The sequence below is a fragment of the Pseudomonas sp. USHLN015 genome (assembly GCF_037153275.1).
Taxonomy (GTDB): domain Bacteria; phylum Pseudomonadota; class Gammaproteobacteria; order Pseudomonadales; family Pseudomonadaceae; genus Metapseudomonas; species Metapseudomonas tohonis.
Genome location: NZ_JBBCKP010000004.1, coordinates 20,392 through 39,328 on the forward strand (window position 1 = coordinate 20,392; position 18,937 = coordinate 39,328).

Genomic DNA, 18,937 nt, shown 5'->3' on the forward strand with positions numbered 1-18,937 from the left:
TAGGGCTGGCCCGAAATGCACGCGCTCGCCGAAACGACGCGGAGGGAACCGGCTTCTACCGGCTCCCTCCCAAAGCAAGAATGTGGCCAGCTTGTCCTACGATCAGACCTTGGTGGTAGACGGCGGTTTGACGTCAGAACGGCGCCAGGCTCCGCCCAGCAAGGGCAGCAGCGTGGTACCCAGGCGCAGCAATCGAGTCAGATTGCCACTACGGGCGGCGAAGAAGCCCAGCGCGGCGACGCCGGCGATGCCCCAAAGGGGTGCATGGGGCAGGGTGCCCAGTTGCTGCTGCCAGCCGCTGGCGATGCCCTTGGCACGGCGCAGCGGCTGGGTGAGGACCAGGGTTTCGTGGCGGATCTCCTGGCGATGCATCTCCAGGCGCAGGCGCACCAGCGCCTTGCGCAGTTCGCGGCGGGAGGTGGTTCGGTGCGTTTCGGGCAGGCTCATGGCAGCAGGCGCTCGCGGTCCTGGGCCAGCTCTTCGAGCGTGGCGGAGAAGGGTGAGGACTCATCGTCCACGGCCTGTTTCAGGCGCCAGGCGCAGTAGAGGGTGAGCAGGAAATAGACGAGGCACAGGCCGCTCATTGTCTCGATCCGCGCGGTATCCCAGAACAGCACCAGCAGCAGCGCAGAGAGCGCCACCAGCAGGAGCAGGGCGAAGATCAGCGACAGGCCGGCGAACAGCAGCAGGCGCAACGTGTTGGCCTTCTGTTCCTGCAACTCGATGCCGAACAGTTCGACGTGACTGTGCAGCAGGCCGAGGAAGGCGGCGCCGAGGCGCCGCGGGGAGGGGCCTTGGCCCGCGTTCTGCGGGCCGGATTCCATTCCCGGCTCCATGGTCAGCGACGCGAGGCGAGCAGGCCGAGGAGGAAGCCGATGCCGGCGGAGAGGCCGATGGTCTGCCAGGGATGTTCCTGTACATAGTCTTCGGTAGCGGCGACGGCGGCCTTGCCCTTGTCGACGATCTTCTCCTCGGTCAGGTGCAGGGTCTCACGGGCGCGCTTGAGGGACTCATGGATCTGCAGGCGCAACTCCTCTGCCTGGTCGCCGGCAAGACTGGCGGTGTGTTGCAGCAGTTTTTCGGTGTCGCCGACGAGGGCCTGGAATTCGGTAAGCAGGTCGTCCTGAGCGCGGCTGGCGGTCTTGCGTGGCATGGCGTGGATCTCCTTGAGGACTGGGAACGCTTGGTAGTTGTGAGTCGCAGCGCCGGGTTTAGGTTCCGGCGATATTTGCGCTCGGGCGCTGGTATGGCGCTTGCAACGCCCTGGTGCGCCAGAGCGTCGCTGCGCCCCGTTATCGGGCGTCGCACGGGGCTTCGACAGGGCTGTCGAATCCTGGCAAGCATATGAAAAACAAAGAGAAAGCCTGAAAAATCAAACTGCCGGCTGCACCGCTCCGCCCCGTTATGGCCACAGGCATAGAACCGTTCGGGGGCGTGATGGCTTCAGTGTGGTGCGTGTCCGGCGTGCTTTGAACCGTATTGGTGCTTTTTCCCTGCCGGAGCCTTCCTGCCAATGGAAAACCTCAACAGTGCCGTGCAAACCCTGATCCACGGCTCCAACACCCTGTTCATCCTGATGGGCGCCGTGATGGTGCTCGCCATGCACGCCGGCTTCGCGTTCCTGGAAGTGGGCACCGTGCGCCAGAAGAACCAGGTCAACGCCCTGTCGAAGATCCTCTCGGACTTCGCCATCTCCACCCTGGCCTACTTCTTCATCGGCTACTGGGTGGCCTACGGCGTGACCTTCCTGCAGCCGGCCGGCGAGCTGGCGGCGGAACACGGCTACGCGCTGGTGAAGTTCTTCTTCCTGCTGACCTTCGCCGCCGCCATCCCGGCGATCATCTCCGGCGGCATCGCCGAGCGCGCCCGCTTCGGCCCGCAGCTGTGCGCCACGGCGTTGATCGTGGCCTTCGTCTACCCCTTCTTCGAGGGGCTGATCTGGAACGGCAACTTCGGCCTGCAGGACTGGCTGAAGGCGAGCTTCGGCGCTGGCTTCCACGACTTCGCCGGCTCCGTGGTGGTGCACGCGGTGGGAGGCTGGCTGGCCTTCGGCGCGGTGGTGTTGCTGGGGCGCCGTGACGGCCGCTACCGAGATGGCCGCCTGGTGGCCTTCGCGCCGTCGAACATCCCCTTCCTGGCGCTGGGCTCTTGGATCCTCATCGTCGGCTGGTTCGGCTTCAACGTGATGAGCGCGCAGACCCTGCAAGGCGTCAGCGGCCTGGTGGCGGTCAATTCTTTGATGGCGATGGTCGGTGGCACGGTCGCCGCGCTGCTGGTGGGGCGCAACGACCCGGGCTTCCTGCACAACGGCCCGCTGGCCGGACTGGTGGCGATCTGCGCAGGCTCCGACCTGATGCACCCGGTGGGGGCCCTGGCCACCGGTGCCATCGCGGGCGGCCTGTTCGTCTGGGCCTTCACCGCGACCCAGGTGAAGTGGAAGCTGGACGACGTGCTGGGCGTCTGGCCGCTGCACGGCCTGTGTGGTGTCTGGGGCGGCATCGCCTGCGGCATCTTCGGGCAGGAGGCGCTCGGCGGCCTGGGGGGCGTCAGCCTGGTGAGCCAGTTGATCGGCACCGGCCTCGGCGTGCTGGTGGCGCTGGTGGGCGGCTTCCTGGTCTACGGCCTGCTGAAGAAGACCCTGGGCATCCGCCTGTCCCAGGAGCAGGAGTACTACGGCGCAGACCTGTCGATCCACAAGATCGGCGCGACCAGCCAGGATTGATGCACTCCCAATCCGGACGGGATCGCAGGATGAAGAAAGCCCGCCATATGGCGGGCTTTTTCATTGCACTGCGGGTGACTACCAGAGCGGCACCACGTAGCTGACGATCAGGCGGTTCTCGTCGATGTCGTTGCCGAAGTTGGTCGAGCGCACCGTCGCGTTGCGCCATTTCACGCCGAGGTTCTTCAGCGGGCCGTCCTGGAAGACGTAGGCGATGTCGGTGTTGCGTTCCCATTCCTTGCCTTCGGGGCGACCGGCGCCCAGGTCGACATTGTCGCCGGACAGGTAGCGGGTCATGAAGGTCAGGCCGGGGATGCCCATGGCGGCGAAGTTGTAGTCGTAGCGCGCCTGCCAGGACTTCTCGTCCTTGGCGGCGAAGTCGCCGATCTGCACGTAGTTGACCAGGAAGGGATCGGTGCCGTTGATGTAGGCGTAGCCGGTATCGCCGCTCATGCTCTGGTAGCCGAGGCCGAAGGCGTGGCCGCCCAGGGCGTAGGTGAACATGGCGCCGAAGGCCTTGTTGTCGACGTTGCTGCTGCCTTCGTCGGTGGAGCGGGCGTAGCGGATGTCGCTCTTGAGCGACTGCTTGTCACCCAGCGGCAGGGTGTGCAGGACGGTGAAGATGTGCTGTTTGTAGAACTCGTCCAGGTTGCCGTAGTTGTAGCCGGTGGCGAGGTTGTCGTTCCACTTGTAGGTGGCACCGGCGAAGTTGAACTCGTCGCTGGTCTGGCCACCGCGGAAGGTGATGCCCCGGGCCCCGCCGGCACCGGTGGCGGCGACGCGGCTGTTGGTGATGGTCATGTCCTCGTAGTCCGAGGAGTCGCGCTGGTTCACCTGCTTGAGCTGGCCGGCGTCGAGGGTCAGGCCGTCGATTTCCATCGAGTTGATGTGGCCGCCCTGGAAGGTCTGCGGCAGCAGGCGCGAGTCGTTGTATTGCACCGTCGGCAGCTTGGGCAGCAGGGTGCCGACCTTGAGCACGCTCTTGGAGGCACGCAGCTTGGCGGTCAGGCCCACTTCGCCGTATTCGTCCTGGGCGCGGTTGGGCGCTTCGCGGTCGCGCTTGAGCAGGCCGGTGCCGGTGCGGTCCGGGCTGGAGTCGAGCTTGATGCCCAGGGCGCCGATGGCGTCGACACCGACGCCGATGGTGCCTTCGGTGAAGCCCGACTCGTAGCGCAGCAGGAAGCCCTGGGCCCACTCCTCGGCCTTGGACTGGGCGGCGCCGTCCTGGCGGAAGTCACGGTTGAAGTAGAAGTTGCGCAGTTCGACGCTGGCCTTGCCGTCTTTCAGGAATTCGGCCTGGGCGAGGCCGGGCAGGGTGAGGCCGGTGCTGAGCGCAGCCAGGGCGATGGCGTGCGCGAGCGAGGTCTTGCTCATTGTTATTGTCTCCTCGTTGGGGGTGCGGGGCGGTTGGGCCGCCCCGTTACAACGAGTGGAATTAAGCATCCGGTAACACAATCGTCATTTAGACATTGGTCGCCCTCACTGCACCCACTGCGGGTAGTAGCCGAGGCGGTCCTGCACGGCGGCGTCGTGGGCCGGCACCACGGTGAGGTCCGGCTCGGCCTGCAGCAGGTCGTGAACGCGCCGGAGCTGGGCGAGGGTGCCGTCGCGGTCGTTGTCCACCATCCGGCGGCTGACCCAGAACTTCTCGTGGGGCCCGGTGAAGCCTTCCAGGCGCCAACTGGTGTCGCCGGTGAAGAAGAAGCGGCGACCGTCGTCGAGGGTGAGGAACAGCCCCACCGAGCCCGGCGTGTGACCGGTGAGCGGCACCAGGACCAGGCTGCCGTCGCCGAACAGGTCGAGGCTCTCGTCGAACCCCATGTAGGGCTCGGGCTGGAAGTCGAAGGGCCGCCAGAGGATCTCGTGGGTGAACTGGCTGGGCAGCACCGCCGGCGGCGCGGCGATGTGGCTGAACTCGATCTCCGCCCAGGGCGCCCAGACCGGCACCTCGGGGAAGTCCGCCAGGCCCGAGGCGTGGTCCCAGTGCGCGTGGGTGAGGAGGATGCGGTCGACGCGGATGCCGTCGCGGTCCAGTTGGTCGCGCGCGGGGACGACGTCCTCGTACTTGAACAGCGGCTTGTCCCACCAGGGCATGTCGCCCTTGAACTGGGCATCCACCTGGCGCCCCAGGCCGGTGTCCAGCAGCAGGGTGGCGGCGTGGTGCTGGATGAGCACGGCGGTGTGGTTGACCGCGACGGTCCTGGTCCACTGGCCGCCTTCCATGGTGAAGGCGTCGAGGGGCTCGGCGTGGGAAGTCTTCACCAGGGCGAAGCGCAGGCCCTGGGCGCTGGCGAAGGGGCTGGCGGCCAGCAGCAGGCCGGTGAGGAGGAGGCGGAGCAGGCGCATGGGGGCTTCCTTGCAGTGGCGGAGGTGTTCAGAGGCGGGGCAGTTCGACGTAGCCGGGCAGGGCGCGGATGCGGTCGCACCACTGGCGGATGTGCGGGTAGGGCGCGAGTTCGACGCCGCCTTCCCCGGCCATCGCCAGGTAGGGGTAAAGCGCGACGTCGGCGATGCTGGGGGTAGCGCCTTCGGCCAGCCAGGCGTGGTGGCCCAGTTGCAGCTCGACCACGGCCAGCACCTGGCGCGCCTTGGCCTGGGTGGCCTCGAGGTCGCCCGGGCGGCGGAACAGCTTGATCACCCGTGCGCTGGCCGGGCCGTGATGCAGCTCGTTGGCGGCGAAGCTCAGCCAACCGGCGATGCGTCCCTGTTGCAGCGCGTCATCGGGCAGCCAGTCGGGTGCGTGGCGGCGTGCCAGGTAGACGAGGATGGCCTGGGAGTCCACCAGCGCCTGGCCATCTTCCACCAGCACGGGCACCTGGCCACGGGGATTGAGGGCGAGGAACGCCGGTTGCTTCTGTTCACCGGCGGCCAGGTTGACCGTGACGATCTCGGCGCGCTGGCCGATCAGGCCGAGGAACAGGCGGACCTTGTAGCAGTTGCCGGAAAGCGGGAAGTCATGGAGCTGCATGGGGGAGACCCTGGTTGTGGTTGTGCGGCTGGATATTAGACAGACAGGTCTGTATATTTCAAGCGCCAACCGTGTCGCGTGCCTCGCAGGCCGATGCGATGCGGGTTTGAGCCGGTGCGGGCGGATACGCATAATGCGCCGGTCAGGAGGTTCCACATGGCTTCGAGCAAACGCGATCAGTTGATCGACACTGCCATCGCGCTGTTCTACCGCGACGGTTTCCACGCCACCGGCATCGATCGCATCCTCGCGGAATCCGGGGTGGCGAAGATGACGCTGTACAAGCACTTCAAGTCCAAGGAAGAGCTGATCGAGGCGGCGCTGCGCCGGCGGCTGGAGCCGAGCCGCCAACTGATGGCCTGGGCGCTGGAGAACCTGTCGCCGACGGCGGCGATCCTTGCCGTCTTCGATGGCCTGCACCAATTGCTCCACGGCAGCGAGTTCTTCGGTTGCGCCTTCGTCAACGCCGCTGCCGAGTTCCATGACCGCGAGCACCCGATCCACCGCGTCGCCGCCCTGCACAAGGCGAACGCCGAGCAGCACTTCCGCTTGGCGCTGGAGCGCTTGCAGGTCTCGGAGCCCGAGCGTCTCGCGCGGCAGCTGCAATACCTGATGGAAGGGGCGATCACCATGGCCCACATGCAGGGGCCGGCGCAGCAGGCGCTGGAGGCCAGGGACGCCGCTACCGTGCTGCTGCAGGCGGCGGGTGTCTCTGTATCGGGCACGCCGAACTCCTGACGTCAATATCGGTCGCTGCCGTCCATCGGCAGGTGATGGATTCGTTCTCAAGGTTTCCCGGGGGATGCCGTCAAATCGGTGTACATCCGATTTTCCGGGACTGCCGCTATGAAGACTCTCGATTCCCTGGCTTCCGCAACCACGCGCCCGAGTTATCTGAACAAGATCGACAGCGCGACCCGTAATGCCACCAACGCGCAGAACGTGCTGACCAACCGCGTCGCCCAGCGCCTGGGTGTCGAGCCCGGCAGCCTGGCCGGCAAGACCCAGGACGACTACACGCCCGACAAGGTGGCCGGGCGCATCCTCGACTTCGTCGGGGGCCGCATCCAGGCCGAGGCGGCCAAGGGCGCCGACCCCGAGAAACTGCAGAAGATGCTCGACCAGGCCCGCGAAGGCGTGGAGAAGGGCTTCGCCGAGGCGAAGAAGATCCTCCAGGGCCTGGGTGTGCTGGGCGGCAAGATCGCCAGCGACATCGAGGACACCTTCGGCAAGATCCAGGACGGCCTCGACAACCTGGCCAGTTCCCTCGGCCTGGATGGCAAGACACCGAGCACCGGCTCCTCCGGTAGCACCGGCGTAAGTACTTCAAGCCAGAGCTTCTCCGCGCGTTCCTCGACCTTCGACATGGAGGTGACCACCAAGGAAGGCGACAAGGTGAAGATCTCCATCGCCCAGGCCTCGGCCGACTGGTCGAAGAGTTCCTCGACGAGCTCCGGCAAGGACGGCAACAGCGCCACCAGCGTCAATTCCGAATCCGGCAGCCTGCAGATCGGCGGCTGGAAGGTGCAGGTGGATGGCGACCTCAACGACGACGAGAAGGCCGCGCTGAACGACCTGCTCGACCAGGTGCAGGACATCTCCAGCAAGTTCTATTCGGGTGACCTCAACGCTGCCTTCGACCGCGCCCTGGCCCTGGACATGAACGGCGACCAGTTGGCCTCGATGTCGCTCAACCTGACCCAGACCACGGTCAAGGCCACCAGCACCTATGGCTCCGTGGCCCAGGAGGGTGGCCAGCCGGCCAGCGCGGTGAACACCTCGCTGCAGGACTATGCCAAGGGCATGCTCGAGGCGCTGAGGAACGCCGCCAAGCTGTCCGACGACCCGAAGGGCACGCTGCAGGACCTGCTCAACGGCGGCTTCTCGCTCAACGAGCGCCTCAGCGACAACCAGCTGGACAAGGCCCAGGCCTTCAACAGCAAGCTGCTGGACGGGCTGCAGAACCTGCTGCCCGCCACCGCCAGGGACGACTCGGCCAAGGCCTGAGCCGTGCTAGAATCCGCGCCTTTCCTGATTGGCGAGGCGCGTGGCGATGCTCCCCGAATGCAGCCTGTTCGGCACCCTGGGTTGCCATCTCTGTGAAGTGGCGGAGGGCGTGCTCATGCCCTTCGTCGAGCATGGCCTGATGGTCGAGCTGATGGACATCGCCGACCGCGAGGAATGGATGGACGACTACGCCCTGCGCATTCCCGTACTGCGTCGCTGCGATACCGGTGCCGAGCTGGACTGGCCCTTCGACGCCGCCAAGGTCGCCGCCTTCCTCGAACACTGACCGCTGGTCGGTTGCCTCCCCCAAGCCTTTCCCGCCTCACGGGTCACCGCGCCCCGTGGTGACTGCTTGCCTGCCGATCAATCCCCCTTTCAGGGAACGGATTGTCGATCCAATGCAACAGTGAATGCCTTGCCAAATGTTTCATCGCTCGTATGATTGCCCAGTCAGTTACTGCCTAGGCAGATATTAGCCAATGAAGCACTACAGCCCCGCCGACTACCCCTTCACCGGCTCCATCGGCCAGTACATCGGGCGTTCCGCGCTGCTCAAGGACCGCCTGCTCGACCGTTACCTGGCGCCCCTGGACATCACTTCCGCCCAGTTCAAGGTGCTGATGTTCATCTACATGGACCGCGCCAATACTCCGGCCGACCTGTGCCGTGAGCTCTCGGTGGACAGCGGCTCCATGACCCGCATGCTCGATCGCCTGGAGAAGAAGGGCCTGCTGCTGCGCAAGCCCTGCCCGTCGGACCGCCGCAGCGTGCGCCTGGCCCTCAGCGAGGACGGCCTGCGCATCAGCCGGCAGATGCCGGAGATCGTCGCCGACGCCATGAACGAACTCACCAGCCCGCTGACCAGCGAGGAACTCCGCACCCTGGTGGGCCTGCTGGGCAAGATCTTGCAAGGGCGCGACCCGTGCGCGCCGCTCGGAGCGACCGATCATGAATGAATACCGCCGCACGACCCGCCTGGGGCGTAGCGCCCTGGTGCTCGGCGCCGCCCTGGCGCTGGCCGCCTGCGCCAGCTCCAGCGGCCTGGAGCCCGAGGGCAGGACTCTCGATGCCGCCGCCCTGGAGGCCGGGCGCAGCCTGGCGGGCACGCCTCTCAGCGCCGCCGCCTGGCCGCGCCAGGACTGGTGGAAGCAACTGGGTGACGCCCAGCTCGACGCCATGGTGGACGAAGCCCTTGCCGGCTCGCCGGACCTGCAGGTGGCCACCGCCCGTACCCGCAAGGCCCTGGCCGAAGCCCAGGCGCAGGACGCCGCGCGCATGCCCAGTGTCAATGCCAGCGCCAGCTATTCCGGTGCCCGTGCGCCGGAGAGCGTGGTGCCCGCGCCCATCGGCGGCAGCTATGCGGCCGTGAAGTACCTGTCCCTGGGGTTCAGCTACGACATCGACCTCTGGGGCGGCCAGCGCGCCGCCTGGGCAGCCGCGCTCGGCCAGGCCCGCGCCGCCGAGGTGGACCAGCAGGCCGCGCGCCTCAACCTGTCCGCCAGCGTCGCCCGCGCCTACAGCCAGCTCGCCTACGCCTTCGTCGCCCGTGACCTGGCCGAGGAGGAGCTCAAGCGCTCCGAGCACCTCTACAGCCTCAGCAAGCAGCGCCTGGCAGCCGGCCTGGACAGCAAGGTGCAGCTGCAGCAGAGCGAGGCCCAGCAGGCTGCCGCACACCAGCAACTGCTGGCCGCCGAGCAGCAGATCGACAGCGACCGCATCACCCTCGCCGTGCTGCTGGGGCAGGGCCCCGACCGTGGCCAGCGCATCCAGCGCCCCGCAGTCCTGCAGCCCACCGCCCTGGCGCTGCCGTCGGACCTGCCGGCCGAACTGCTCGGCCGCCGCCCGGATGTGATCGCCGCGCGCTGGCGCGTCGAGGCGGCGAGCAAGGGCATCGAGTCGGCCAAGACCGGCTTCTATCCCAACCTCAACCTCAGCGCCATGGTCGGCCTCGCCGCCCTGAGCAGCGGCGACCTGTTCAAGGGTGACAGCCGCTTCTACCAGGTGGCGCCGGCCATCTCCCTGCCGGTGTTCGACGGCGGCCGCCTGCGCGCCAACCTGGCGGGTGTGGATGCCGACTACGACCTGGCCGTGGCCCAGTACAACAAGACCCTGGTGGCCGCCCTCGGCGAGGTCAGCGACGACCTCAGCCAGCTGCGCTCCCTGGCGCAGCAGATCGAGGTGCAGCGCCAGGCCCGCGATATCGCCAAGTCGAACTACGACCTCGCCATGCGCCGCTATGGAGAAGGCATCGGCAACTACCTGGACGCCCTCAGCGTCGAGCAGCAGTTGCTGGTCACCGAACGCCAGCTGGTCAGCCTGGACGTCCAGCAGATCGACACCTCCGTGCGCCTGGTGCAGGCCCTCGGCGGTGGCTTCCAACCCGAACCGACTCCGCTCGCCCAGGGCGCCCGCCCGGCTGCCGCTGAATGAACGAGGCACAGACCATGACCACCCAGACTTCGGAAACCGCCGTCCAAGGCAACCCCAAGCGCAAGCGGATGCTGCTGATCCTGCTCGCCGTGATCCTCATCGTCGCCGCCCTCGCCTTCGCCTGGGAGCAGCTCTTCGGCCGCTGGAGCGAGCACACCGACGACGCCTACATCGGCGGCAACGTGGTGCAGATCACCCCGCAGACCGTGGGCACCGTCACCAGCATCGGCGCCGATGACGGCGACCTGGTGCACGAAGGCCAGGTGCTGGTGCGCTTCGATCCGAGCGACGCGGAGATCGGCCTGCAGCAGGCCGAGGCCAACCTTGCGCGCACCGTGCGCCAGGTGCGTGGGCTCTACAACAGCGTGGATGGCTACAAGGCCGAGGTGGCGGCGAAGAAGATCGCCCTGCAGAAGGCCCGGGCGGACTTCGACCGCCGTCGCAACCTGGCCAAGGATGGCGCGATCTCCCAGGAGGAACTGGCCCACGCCCGAGACGCCCTGGACTCCGCGCAGAGCGCCCTGACCAGCGCCGAGCAGCAGCTCAATACCAGCCGGGCGCTGGTGGACGACACCGTGATCGCCTCCCACCCTGACGTGAAGGCTGCTGCCGCCACCCTGCGCCAGGCCTACCTGGAAGACGCCCGCGCCACCCTGGTGGCACCGGTCACCGGCTACGTCGCCAAGCGCACCGTGCAGCTCGGCCAGCGCGTGCAGCCCGGCACCGCGCTGATGGCGGTCATCCCCCTGGACCAGGTGTGGATCGACGCCAACTTCAAGGAAACCCAACTGAAGAACATGCGCATCGGCCAGCCGGTGGAGATCGAGTCCGACCTCTACGGCGACGACGTGAAGTACAGCGGCACGGTGGACAGCCTGGGCGTCGGCACCGGCAGCGCCTTCTCCCTGCTGCCGGCGCAGAACGCCACCGGCAACTGGATCAAGATCGTCCAGCGCGTACCGGTGCGCATCCGCATCAACCCCGAGCAGCTCAAGGAGCACCCGCTGCGCATCGGCCTGTCGATGAACGTCAAGGTCGACCTGCACGACCAGAGCGGCCCGTCCCTGGCCCAGCAGGCACCGAAGAAGCCGCTGTTCGCCACCGACGTGTACCAGCGCCAGCTGGCGGAAGCCGACCAGTTGATCGAGCAGCTGATCCACGCCAACGGCCCGGATGCCGCCCACAAGACCGCGCAGCGTTGAGACGGCGACCATGAGCGATAACGCAGCAGCCAGCTTCACCCCGCCGAACCTGGTGCTGGCCACCATCGGCCTGTCGCTGGCGACCTTCATGCAGGTGCTCGACACCACCATCGCCAACGTGGCGCTGCCGACCATCGCCGGCAACCTGGGGGTGAGTTCGGAGCAGGGCACCTGGGTGATCACCTCCTTCGCGGTGAGCAACGCCATCGCCCTGCCGCTGACCGGCTGGATGAGCCGTCGGGTGGGCGAGGTGCGCCTGTTCATCGGCGCCGCGCTGCTGTTCGTGCTGGCGTCGTTCCTCTGCGGCGTGGCCCAGTCGATGAATGCCCTGGTGGGCTTCCGCGCCCTCCAGGGCTTCGTCGCCGGGCCGCTGTACCCGATCACCCAGACCCTGCTGCTGTCGATCTATCCACCGGCGAAACGGGGCATGGCCCTGGCGCTGCTGGCGATGGTGACGGTGGTGGCGCCCATCGCCGGGCCCATTCTCGGCGGCTGGATCACCGACGACTTCAGCTGGCCGTGGATCTTCTTCATCAACCTGCCCATCGGCCTGTTCGCCGCCTTCGTGGTCTACCAGCAGTTGCGCAAGCGGCCGGTGGCGCTCAAGCGCGAGCCCATGGACTGGATGGGGCTGGCGACCCTGGTGATCGGCGTCGGGGCGCTGCAGATCGTGCTCGACAAGGGCAACGACCTGGACTGGTTCGAGTCGGACTTCATCGTCGGCGGCACGGTGATCGCGGTCATCGCCCTGGCGGTGTTCATCATCTGGGAGTTCACCGACCGCCACCCCATCGTCAACCTGCGGCTGTTCCGCCACCGCAACTTCAGCGCCGGCACCCTGGCGCTGGTGGGGGGCTACGCGGCCTTCTTCGGCATCAACCTGCTGTTGCCGCAATGGTTGCAGACCCAGCTCGGCTACACCGCCACCTGGGCCGGCCTGGCGGCGGCGCCCATCGGCCTGCTGCCGGTGATCATGTCGCCGTTCGTGGGGCGCTATGCGCAGAACTTCGACCTGCGCGTGCTGGCCAGCCTGGCGTTCTTCGCCATCGGCGCCAGCTGCTTCATGCGGGCGTCCTTCACCACCGAGGTGGACTACCTGCACATCGCCCTGGTGCAGCTGTTCATGGGCTTCGGCGTGGCGCTGTTCTTCATGCCCATCCTCAGCATCCTGCTCTCGGACCTGCCGCAGAACGAGATCGCCGACGGCTCGGGCCTCGCCACCTTCCTGCGGACCCTGGGCGGCAGCTTCGCGGCCTCGCTCACCACCTGGATCTGGATACGCCGCGCCGACCAGCACCACGCCTACCTCACCGAGCACATCAGCACCTACGACCCGGGCACCCGGCAGATGCTGGAGCAGATGGGCGGCATGAGCCAGCAGAACGCCGCGTCCCTGGACCACATCGTCACCGGGCAGGCGTACATGATGTCGACCATCGACTACTTCACCATGATCGGCTGGGTCTGCATGGGACTGATCCTGCTCATCTGGCTGGCCAGGCCGCCCTTCGGCGCCAAGCCCGGTGCCGCGGCCAACGCCCATTGATGGAGGAGGACCGAGCGTAGCGACGCCCGGCACGACAGAGCCCGATGCCTGTGCATCGGGCTTCTTTTTTGCGGAAGGAGAGGAGGAGGCTTTTTCGCAGGCAATAAAAAACCCGCCTATCAAGGCGGGTTTTTCGGGATTTGGTCGGAGCGACTGGATTCGAACCAGCGACCTTCTCGTCCCGAACGAGACGCGCTACCAAGCTGCGCTACGCTCCGTGGAATGAGCGCGCATTCTACAGAAAACTTTTTGGTCGACAAGGGGTTAGCTGAAATTTTTTTAGCGGGCAGGGCTGCCGCGGTGTCCAGGGCGCTGCCCATGGCGGGGCGGAAAAAACGAAGCCCGCCGCAAGGTGGCCTGCGGCGGGCTTGGCCGGGAGACCGCGAAGGTCGCCGGGTGGGGCTCAGAGTTCCTTGATGGTGCGGACCTGGTCCTTGTTGACCTTGGCGCGCTTGCCGTCGAGTTGCTCGAACTCGTAGAAGCCGGAGTCATCGTCGTAATCGGGCTTGTCCACGGCCTGGATCTCGCGGCCGTCGTTCAGGGTGATCACGGTGGGGGACGAGCAGCCGGCCAGGGTGACCAGGCCGAGCGCGAGCACGAATGCGGGAATGATCCGCTGGTTCATCTTCCATCTCCTTGATGAATGAACGGGAGGTTCTCGGGCTCTGACGGAAAACCGGCCGGCAAAGTTCCGGAAGCCCGCTGCAATTCATGCCGATCCGCGCGGAGTCTCCAGCAGGTCCGGGGTGTTCAGGTTCGCCAGGCGTGGGTCGTCCACCGGGCATTCCACGGCGATCGGGTCGAGGGTGCGGAGGATGCGCTGGGGGCTGCGCTCGCCGGCCTGCCAGGCGTGCTCGATCTGCGGCAGAAGCGCGCGTGGCAGCACGCTGAACAGCGGTTCCCAGAAGCCGCCCTGGTGCAGCATCACCGGGCGCTCGCCGGCCTCGCGCAGCAGCGCGTCGAGCAGCGCGGCGTCCACCAGCGGCGCATCGCAGGGCAGTACCAGCAGGTGCGCGTGGCGGGCGGCGGCGAGGCCCGCGCGGATGCCCGCCAGCGGGCCGGGGTAGTCGGGGCTGTCGTCCGCCACCAACTGGTCCGCCCACTGCGCATAGCGCTCGGCGTTGCGGTTGCAGGAGATGATCAGGTCGTCGGTGAGCCCGCGCGTCGCAGCGTGCAGCCAGGCGATCAGCGGCCGCCCGCGCCACTCCACCAGGCCCTTGTCACGGCCGCCCAGGCGCTGGCCACGGCCGCCGGCGAGCAGCAGGACGGAGCAGGGAAGGGGGGCGTTGCCGGGCATGGGCGGGCTCTCGGGACGGGGCGGCGCTGTGATATAACACTGGGCATTCTGTCCTACAACTGGAAGCCTGCCATGAACCACAAGGCCGAGGCGGTATTCGTGCCGCTCGATATCGCCGTCCTCACCGTCAGCGACACCCGCAGCCTGGAGACCGATACCTCCGGCCAGCTCTTCGTCGACCGCCTCACCGCCGCCGGCCACCGCCTCGCCGCCCGTGTGCTGCTCAAGGACGACCTGTACAAGATCCGCGCCCAGGTGGCGACCTGGATCGCCGAGGATCAGGTCCAGGTGGTGCTGATCACCGGCGGCACCGGTTTCACCGGCCGCGACAGCACCCCCGAGGCCATCGCCTGCCTGCTGGACAAGCAGGTGGACGGCTTCGGCGAGTACTTCCGGCAGATCTCGGTAGCCGATATCGGCACCTCCACCATGCAGTCCCGCGCCCTGGCCGGCCTCGCCAACCGCACCCTGGTGTGCAGCGTCCCAGGCTCCACCAACGCCTGCCGCACCGCCTGGGACGGCATCCTCGCCGAGCAGCTGGACAACCGTCACCGCCCCTGCAATTTCGTGCCGCACCTGACCCGCGTCGACGCCTGCGAGAGCCGCGGATGAGTGGCTGCGACCACCCCGGCCTGATGCCGGTGGAGGAGGCCCAGGCGCGGCTGCTGAAGCTGGCCGGGGAGGCCCCGATCCGCGAGCAGGAGGACGTCGCCCTGGCCGATGCCGATGGACGCGTGCTGGCCGAGCCGCTGGTGGCCGGGCTCGACCTGCCGCCCTGGGACAACAGCGCGATGGATGGCTACGCGCTGCGCCTGGCCGACTGGACCGGCGAGCCGCTGGTGGTCAGCCAGCGCATCCAGGCGGGCAGTGCCCCCGGCCCGCTGCAGCCGGGAACCTGTGCGCGCATCTTCACCGGCGCGCCCTTGCCCGAGGGCGCCGACACGGTGGAGATGCAGGAGAACGCCGAGGTGCTCGACGATGGCCGCGTGCGTTTCCTCGAAACCCTCAAGGCGGGGCAGAACGTGCGCCCCAAGGGCCAGGAGACCCGCACCGCCGAAACGGTGCTGGACGCCGGCACCCTGATGGGCCCCATCGAGATGGGCCTGGCCGCCACCCTGGGCGTTGCGCGCCTGCAGGTGCGCAGGCGGCCTCGCGTGGCCGTGCTCTCCACCGGCGACGAACTGGTGGCGCCGGGTCAGCCGCTCGGCCCGGGGCAGATCTACAACAGCAACCGCACCCTGCTGGTCGCCTGGCTGCGTCGCCTGGGCTGCGAGGTGGTCGATGGCGGCATCCTCGCCGACGACCTGGAGCTGACCCGCAAGGCCCTGGGCGAACTGACCGGCGTCGACCTGATCCTCTCCACCGGCGGGGTGTCCGTCGGCGAGGCGGATTTCCTCGGCGTGGCCCTGCGTGAAGCGGGCGAGCTGGCGCTGTGGAAACTGGCGATCAAGCCGGGCAAGCCGCTGACCTTCGGTCATTTCCAGGGCGTGCCGGTGATCGGCCTGCCGGGCAACCCGGCATCCACCCTGGTGACCTTCGGCCTCTTGACCCGGCCCTACCTGCTGCGCCGCCTCGGCGTGGACAAAGTCGCGCCCCTGGGCTTCCCGGTACCGGCCGGCTTTACCTGGAGCAAGCCGGGCAACCGCCGCGAATACCTGCGCGCCCGCCTCGAAAACGGTCGCGCGGTGATCTACCGCAACCAGAGTTCCGGCGTCCTGCGCAGCGCCGCCTGGGCCGAAGGCCTGGTGGAAGTGCTCGAAGGCACCACCCTCGCCGAAGGCGACGCCCTGCGTTTCATCCCCCTGAGCGAACTGCACGCCTGATCCGGCCTGCCCCGCCCGCGTAGCCCGGGCTTCAGTCCGGGTTGTGCACAGGGCCCCGGGCTGAAGCCCGGGCTACTTCCAGGTCTCGTTGGACATCGGGCCGTAGGTCGGGGCAACCCGACAGCTCAGTTCGATACCCCTCGCAGGTTTCACCCGCCCTACATGCCGCCAAGCCCCGCAGTGCCACCTGATAACCCCTGCCGCCTGGCCTCGCGGTATTCACCGGGCGTCTGGCCGGTCCAGGTCTTGAAGCTGCGGTGGAAGGAGCGCGATTCGGTGAAGCCGAGGTAGCTGGCGATGTCCTGGATGGCCAGGTCGCTGCGCAGCAGGTAGTGCTCGGCGAGTTCCTGGCGCAGTTCGTCGAGGATCTGCTGGTAGCTGGTGCCGGCCTGCTGCAGGTGGCGCTGCAGGGTGCGCACCGTCATGTGGAATTTCTCCGCGACCCGCTCCTTGCGCGGCAGGCCGTCCTTGAGCAGCAAGCGCAGGGCGTTCTTCACCCGTTGCGGCAGCGGCTCGTCCTGGTCCAGCCCGGCCATCAGCGCCAGGGCGTGCTCTTCCAGGGTGCGCAGCAGGTTGGCGTCGGCCTGGCGCAGGGGCACGCCGAGGTATTCCAGGGGTACCAGCAGGGCGTTGCAGGGCTGGCCGAAGCGGACCGGGCAGCCGAAGACCTCCTCGTAGTCCTCCAGGCGGGTGCCGGCGGGCTGGGCGTGCTCGAACCAGACCTCGCGGGGCGAGCGCTCCATGTCGGCGATCCAGCGGGCGTAGAGCAGCCAGGAGGCGAGCACGTTCTCCACCATGTGGCGGCGGATCTCCGGGGCTTCGTGGCGGCAGTTCCAGATCAGGCGGATGTGGTCGTCGGCAGCCTCGATGCGGCTGGTGCCCATGTCGCCCACCAGTTTCTCGTAGGGGACGATGCGGCTCATCGCCTCGCCCAGGGTGGCGCAGTTCATGGTGATGTAGCCGAGCACGCTCCACGAGCCCGGCTGCACGAAGCGCGCGGAATGCAGGCCGAACAGCGGGTCGCCGGAGACCGCCATCAGGTGCTCCAGCAGGCGCTCGTGGGCCTCGCTGGGCATGCGCTTGCCGTTGTCGGCCAGCTCCTCGGCGCGGATGCCGGCGGCGTCGAGCGCAGCGGCCACGTCCAGGCCGAGGTGCTCGGCGTGGCGCAGGTACTTGAGCAGGGCGGGGACGGATGTGTAGCCGAGGGAATCCATGGTTTCTTCTTGTTCTGAAATGTCTTGATTGGCGATAGCCACTGTCCCGATCCGACAGTGACGCCCTTGCGCGGCTGGCTAGTATAGGCACCCATTGAAAACCTCCGAAACAACTCGAACAAGGAGATGGGCATGCGACGCTGGAACGGCTGGGGCGACGAGTCGACCGTGGTGGAACTGCCGGCCAATGGCACGGATTTTCTCGCTCAGCGCGTCGGCGCCGGCCAGCGCCTGGACGATGCCACCCTCGCGCAGGTGCTGGCCCAGGTGCCGCCCTCGCGGCTGCCGCCCCACGTGCTGGTCAGCCAGGACGCCGAGGAGCGCGTGCGTCATGCCCGTGGCCAGAGCCTGCCGGACTGGCTGGCGATGCGTGAAGGCCGCTTCGAGGTGTTCCCCGACGGCGTCGCCTACCCGGAAACCGCCGAGGACATCCGCCAACTGATGGCCTGGGCGAAGAAGCACGATGTGGTGCTCATCCCCTACGGTGGCGGCACCTCGGTGGCCGGCCACATCAACCCGCAGGCCGGCGAGCGCCCGGTGCTGACGCTTTCCCTGGAGCGCATGAGCCGCCTGCTGGACCTGGACGAGCAAAGCCTGATCGCCACCTTCGGCCCCGGTGCCAACGGCCCGCAGGTGGAAAGCCAGCTGCGGGCCAGGGGCTACACCCTCGGCCACTTCCCGCAGTCCTGGGAGCTCTCGACCATCGGCGGCTGGGTCGCCAGCCGTTCCAGCGGCCAGCAGTCCCTGCGCTACGGGCGCATCGAGCAGCTGTTTGCCGGCGGCACCCTGGAAACCTTCGACGGCCCGCTGGAGCTGCCGACCTTCCCGGCATCCGCTGCAGGGCCGGACCTGCGCGAGGTGGTGCTGGGCTCCGAAGGCCGCTTCGGGGTGATCTCCGAGGTGCGCGTGCGGGTCACCCGCCTGGCCGACCAGGAAAGCTTCTACGCCGTGTTCCTGCCGAACTGGGAGCAGGCCCTGGCAGGCATCCGCGCGCTGGCCCAGGCCCGCGTGCCGTTGTCGATGCTGCGCCTGTCCAACGCCATCGAGACCGAGACCCAGCTGGCCCTGGCCGGCCACCCCGAGCAGATCGCCCTGCTGGAGAAGTACCTGGCCTTCCGCGGTGCGCGCACCGGCAAGTGCATGCTCACCTTCGGCGTCACCGGCAACCGCCAGCAGAACGCCGTGTCGCTGCGCCAGGCGAAGAAGCTGCTCAAGGGCTTCGGCGGCGTGTTCACCGGCACCCTGCTGGGCAAGAAGTGGGCGGAGAACCGCTTCCGCTTCCCCTACCTGCGCCACGGCCTGTGGGATGCCGGCTACGTGGTCGACACCCTGGAGACCGCCACCGACTGGATCAACGTCGACACCCTGCTGAACAAGGTGGAGGCCAGCCTGCGTGACGGCTTGGCGGAGGAGGGCGAGCGCGTCCACGTCTTCACCCACCTGTCCCACGTCTATGGCGAGGGTTCCAGCATCTACACCACCTATGTGTTCCGCCCCGGTGCCAGCTACGAGCAGGCCCTGCAGCGCTGGAGCCGGCTCAAGCGCGCGGCCAGCGAGGTGATCGCACACAACCGCGGCACCATCAGCCACCAGCACGGCGTGGGCCGTGACCACGCGCCCTGGCTGCCGGTGGAGAAGGGCGAGCGCGGCATGGCGGTGCTCAAGGCGCTGGCCGGGCATTTCGACCCCGAGGGCCGCCTGGCCCCCGGCGTGCTGATCCAGGATTGA

20 protein-coding genes and 1 tRNA gene are annotated in these 18,937 nt (G+C 67.8%); 11 read left to right on the top strand and 10 right to left on the bottom strand.

The window, feature by feature from the left end:
- Positions 1–102 precede the first annotated feature (102 nt).
- The 3 genes from WFQ67_RS09015 to WFQ67_RS09025 are packed head-to-tail and all read right to left on the bottom strand — an operon-like array spanning position 103 to position 1,153.
- The gene (locus tag WFQ67_RS09015; RefSeq protein ID WP_173173693.1) at positions 103–447 is read right to left on the bottom strand and encodes a hypothetical protein; all 345 of its coding nucleotides are present in this window, start codon (positions 445–447) and stop codon (positions 103–105) included.
- Complete coding sequence (locus tag WFQ67_RS09020) at positions 444–824, bottom strand: phage holin family protein (protein ID WP_244863002.1); 381 nt, start codon at positions 822–824, stop codon at positions 444–446. Before WFQ67_RS09020 ends, WFQ67_RS09015 begins: the two co-directional genes overlap by 4 nt.
- 14 nt (positions 825–838) lie before the next feature.
- Positions 839–1,153 (bottom strand): DUF883 family protein, encoded by a 315-nt coding sequence (locus WFQ67_RS09025; RefSeq protein WP_111263984.1) that lies wholly within the window; start codon positions 1,151–1,153, stop codon positions 839–841.
- A gap of 360 nt (positions 1,154–1,513) precedes the next feature.
- Here WFQ67_RS09025 and WFQ67_RS09030 point away from each other — a divergent pair, with 360 nt between their 5' ends.
- A complete protein-coding gene (locus WFQ67_RS09030) occupies positions 1,514–2,722 on the top strand; it encodes an ammonium transporter (protein ID WP_213628892.1) in 1,209 nt (402 codons plus the stop codon).
- Between the two features lie 78 nt (positions 2,723–2,800).
- On the opposite strand, the gene WFQ67_RS09035 is transcribed toward WFQ67_RS09030, so the two are convergent.
- The 3 genes from WFQ67_RS09035 to WFQ67_RS09045 all read right to left on the bottom strand — a co-directional run bounded on the left by WFQ67_RS09035 (position 2,801) and on the right by WFQ67_RS09045 (position 5,690).
- Positions 2,801–4,096 carry an OprD family porin gene (locus WFQ67_RS09035; RefSeq protein ID WP_337056634.1) on the bottom strand — a complete coding sequence of 432 codons (1,296 nt, stop codon included), beginning with the start codon at positions 4,094–4,096 and terminating at the stop codon, positions 2,801–2,803.
- Positions 4,097–4,201: 105 nt separating this feature from the next.
- Positions 4,202–5,068 carry an MBL fold metallo-hydrolase gene (locus WFQ67_RS09040; protein WP_337056635.1) on the bottom strand — a complete coding sequence of 289 codons (867 nt, stop codon included), beginning with the start codon at positions 5,066–5,068 and terminating at the stop codon, positions 4,202–4,204.
- A 28-nt stretch (positions 5,069–5,096) separates the two neighbouring features.
- Entirely contained in the window at positions 5,097–5,690 is a 594-nt protein-coding gene (locus WFQ67_RS09045) for a glutathione S-transferase family protein (protein ID WP_337056636.1), read from the bottom strand.
- A 156-nt stretch (positions 5,691–5,846) separates the two neighbouring features.
- Between WFQ67_RS09045 and WFQ67_RS09050 the strand changes: the two genes are divergently transcribed.
- The 7 genes from WFQ67_RS09050 (at position 5,847) to WFQ67_RS09080 (ending at position 12,875) form a co-directional block, all read left to right on the top strand.
- The gene (locus WFQ67_RS09050) at positions 5,847–6,428 is read left to right on the top strand and encodes a TetR/AcrR family transcriptional regulator (protein WP_337056637.1); all 582 of its coding nucleotides are present in this window, start codon (positions 5,847–5,849) and stop codon (positions 6,426–6,428) included.
- Positions 6,429–6,536: 108 nt separating this feature from the next.
- On the top strand, positions 6,537–7,697 hold the full coding sequence (locus tag WFQ67_RS09055; RefSeq protein WP_337056638.1) for a DUF5610 domain-containing protein: 1,161 nt from the start codon (positions 6,537–6,539) through the stop codon (positions 7,695–7,697).
- A 46-nt stretch (positions 7,698–7,743) separates the two neighbouring features.
- On the top strand, positions 7,744–7,983 hold the full coding sequence (locus WFQ67_RS09060) for a glutaredoxin family protein (protein ID WP_173173711.1): 240 nt from the start codon (positions 7,744–7,746) through the stop codon (positions 7,981–7,983).
- A 193-nt stretch (positions 7,984–8,176) separates the two neighbouring features.
- Positions 8,177–8,653, top strand: coding sequence for a MarR family winged helix-turn-helix transcriptional regulator (locus WFQ67_RS09065; RefSeq protein WP_213628898.1), 477 nt, complete (start codon positions 8,177–8,179; stop codon positions 8,651–8,653).
- A complete protein-coding gene (locus WFQ67_RS09070; protein ID WP_337056641.1) occupies positions 8,646–10,127 on the top strand; it encodes an efflux transporter outer membrane subunit in 1,482 nt (493 codons plus the stop codon). Before WFQ67_RS09065 ends, WFQ67_RS09070 begins: the two co-directional genes overlap by 8 nt.
- A gap of 14 nt (positions 10,128–10,141) precedes the next feature.
- Positions 10,142–11,329: an HlyD family secretion protein gene (locus tag WFQ67_RS09075; RefSeq protein WP_337056642.1), complete on the top strand. Its 1,188-nt coding sequence runs from the start codon at positions 10,142–10,144 to the stop codon at positions 11,327–11,329.
- 10 nt (positions 11,330–11,339) lie between these two features.
- The gene (locus WFQ67_RS09080; protein ID WP_337056643.1) at positions 11,340–12,875 is read left to right on the top strand and encodes a DHA2 family efflux MFS transporter permease subunit; all 1,536 of its coding nucleotides are present in this window, start codon (positions 11,340–11,342) and stop codon (positions 12,873–12,875) included.
- Positions 12,876–13,016: 141 nt separating this feature from the next.
- On the opposite strand, the gene WFQ67_RS09085 is transcribed toward WFQ67_RS09080, so the two are convergent.
- From WFQ67_RS09085 to mobA, 3 genes are all read right to left on the bottom strand, one after another.
- Positions 13,017–13,093 (bottom strand) — tRNA-Pro (locus tag WFQ67_RS09085).
- A 185-nt stretch (positions 13,094–13,278) separates the two neighbouring features.
- Positions 13,279–13,500 (bottom strand): YgdI/YgdR family lipoprotein, encoded by a 222-nt coding sequence (locus WFQ67_RS09090; protein WP_021219560.1) that lies wholly within the window; start codon positions 13,498–13,500, stop codon positions 13,279–13,281.
- 84 nt (positions 13,501–13,584) lie between these two features.
- Positions 13,585–14,172 carry a molybdenum cofactor guanylyltransferase MobA gene (gene mobA / locus WFQ67_RS09095; RefSeq protein ID WP_337056644.1) on the bottom strand — a complete coding sequence of 196 codons (588 nt, stop codon included), beginning with the start codon at positions 14,170–14,172 and terminating at the stop codon, positions 13,585–13,587.
- A 72-nt stretch (positions 14,173–14,244) separates the two neighbouring features.
- Between mobA and moaB the strand changes: the two genes are divergently transcribed.
- Complete coding sequence (moaB, locus tag WFQ67_RS09100) at positions 14,245–14,784, top strand: molybdenum cofactor biosynthesis protein B (protein ID WP_173173724.1); 540 nt, start codon at positions 14,245–14,247, stop codon at positions 14,782–14,784.
- Complete coding sequence (locus WFQ67_RS09105; RefSeq protein ID WP_337056645.1) at positions 14,781–15,995, top strand: molybdopterin molybdotransferase MoeA; 1,215 nt, start codon at positions 14,781–14,783, stop codon at positions 15,993–15,995. Before moaB ends, WFQ67_RS09105 begins: the two co-directional genes overlap by 4 nt.
- A 158-nt stretch (positions 15,996–16,153) precedes the next feature.
- On the opposite strand, the gene gliR is transcribed toward WFQ67_RS09105, so the two are convergent.
- On the bottom strand, positions 16,154–17,209 hold the full coding sequence (gene gliR / locus WFQ67_RS09110; protein WP_337056646.1) for an AraC family transcriptional regulator GliR: 1,056 nt from the start codon (positions 17,207–17,209) through the stop codon (positions 16,154–16,156).
- A gap of 132 nt (positions 17,210–17,341) precedes the next feature.
- Here gliR and WFQ67_RS09115 point away from each other — a divergent pair, with 132 nt between their 5' ends.
- Positions 17,342–18,937 carry an FAD-binding oxidoreductase gene (locus WFQ67_RS09115; RefSeq protein WP_337056647.1) on the top strand — a complete coding sequence of 532 codons (1,596 nt, stop codon included), beginning with the start codon at positions 17,342–17,344 and terminating at the stop codon, positions 18,935–18,937.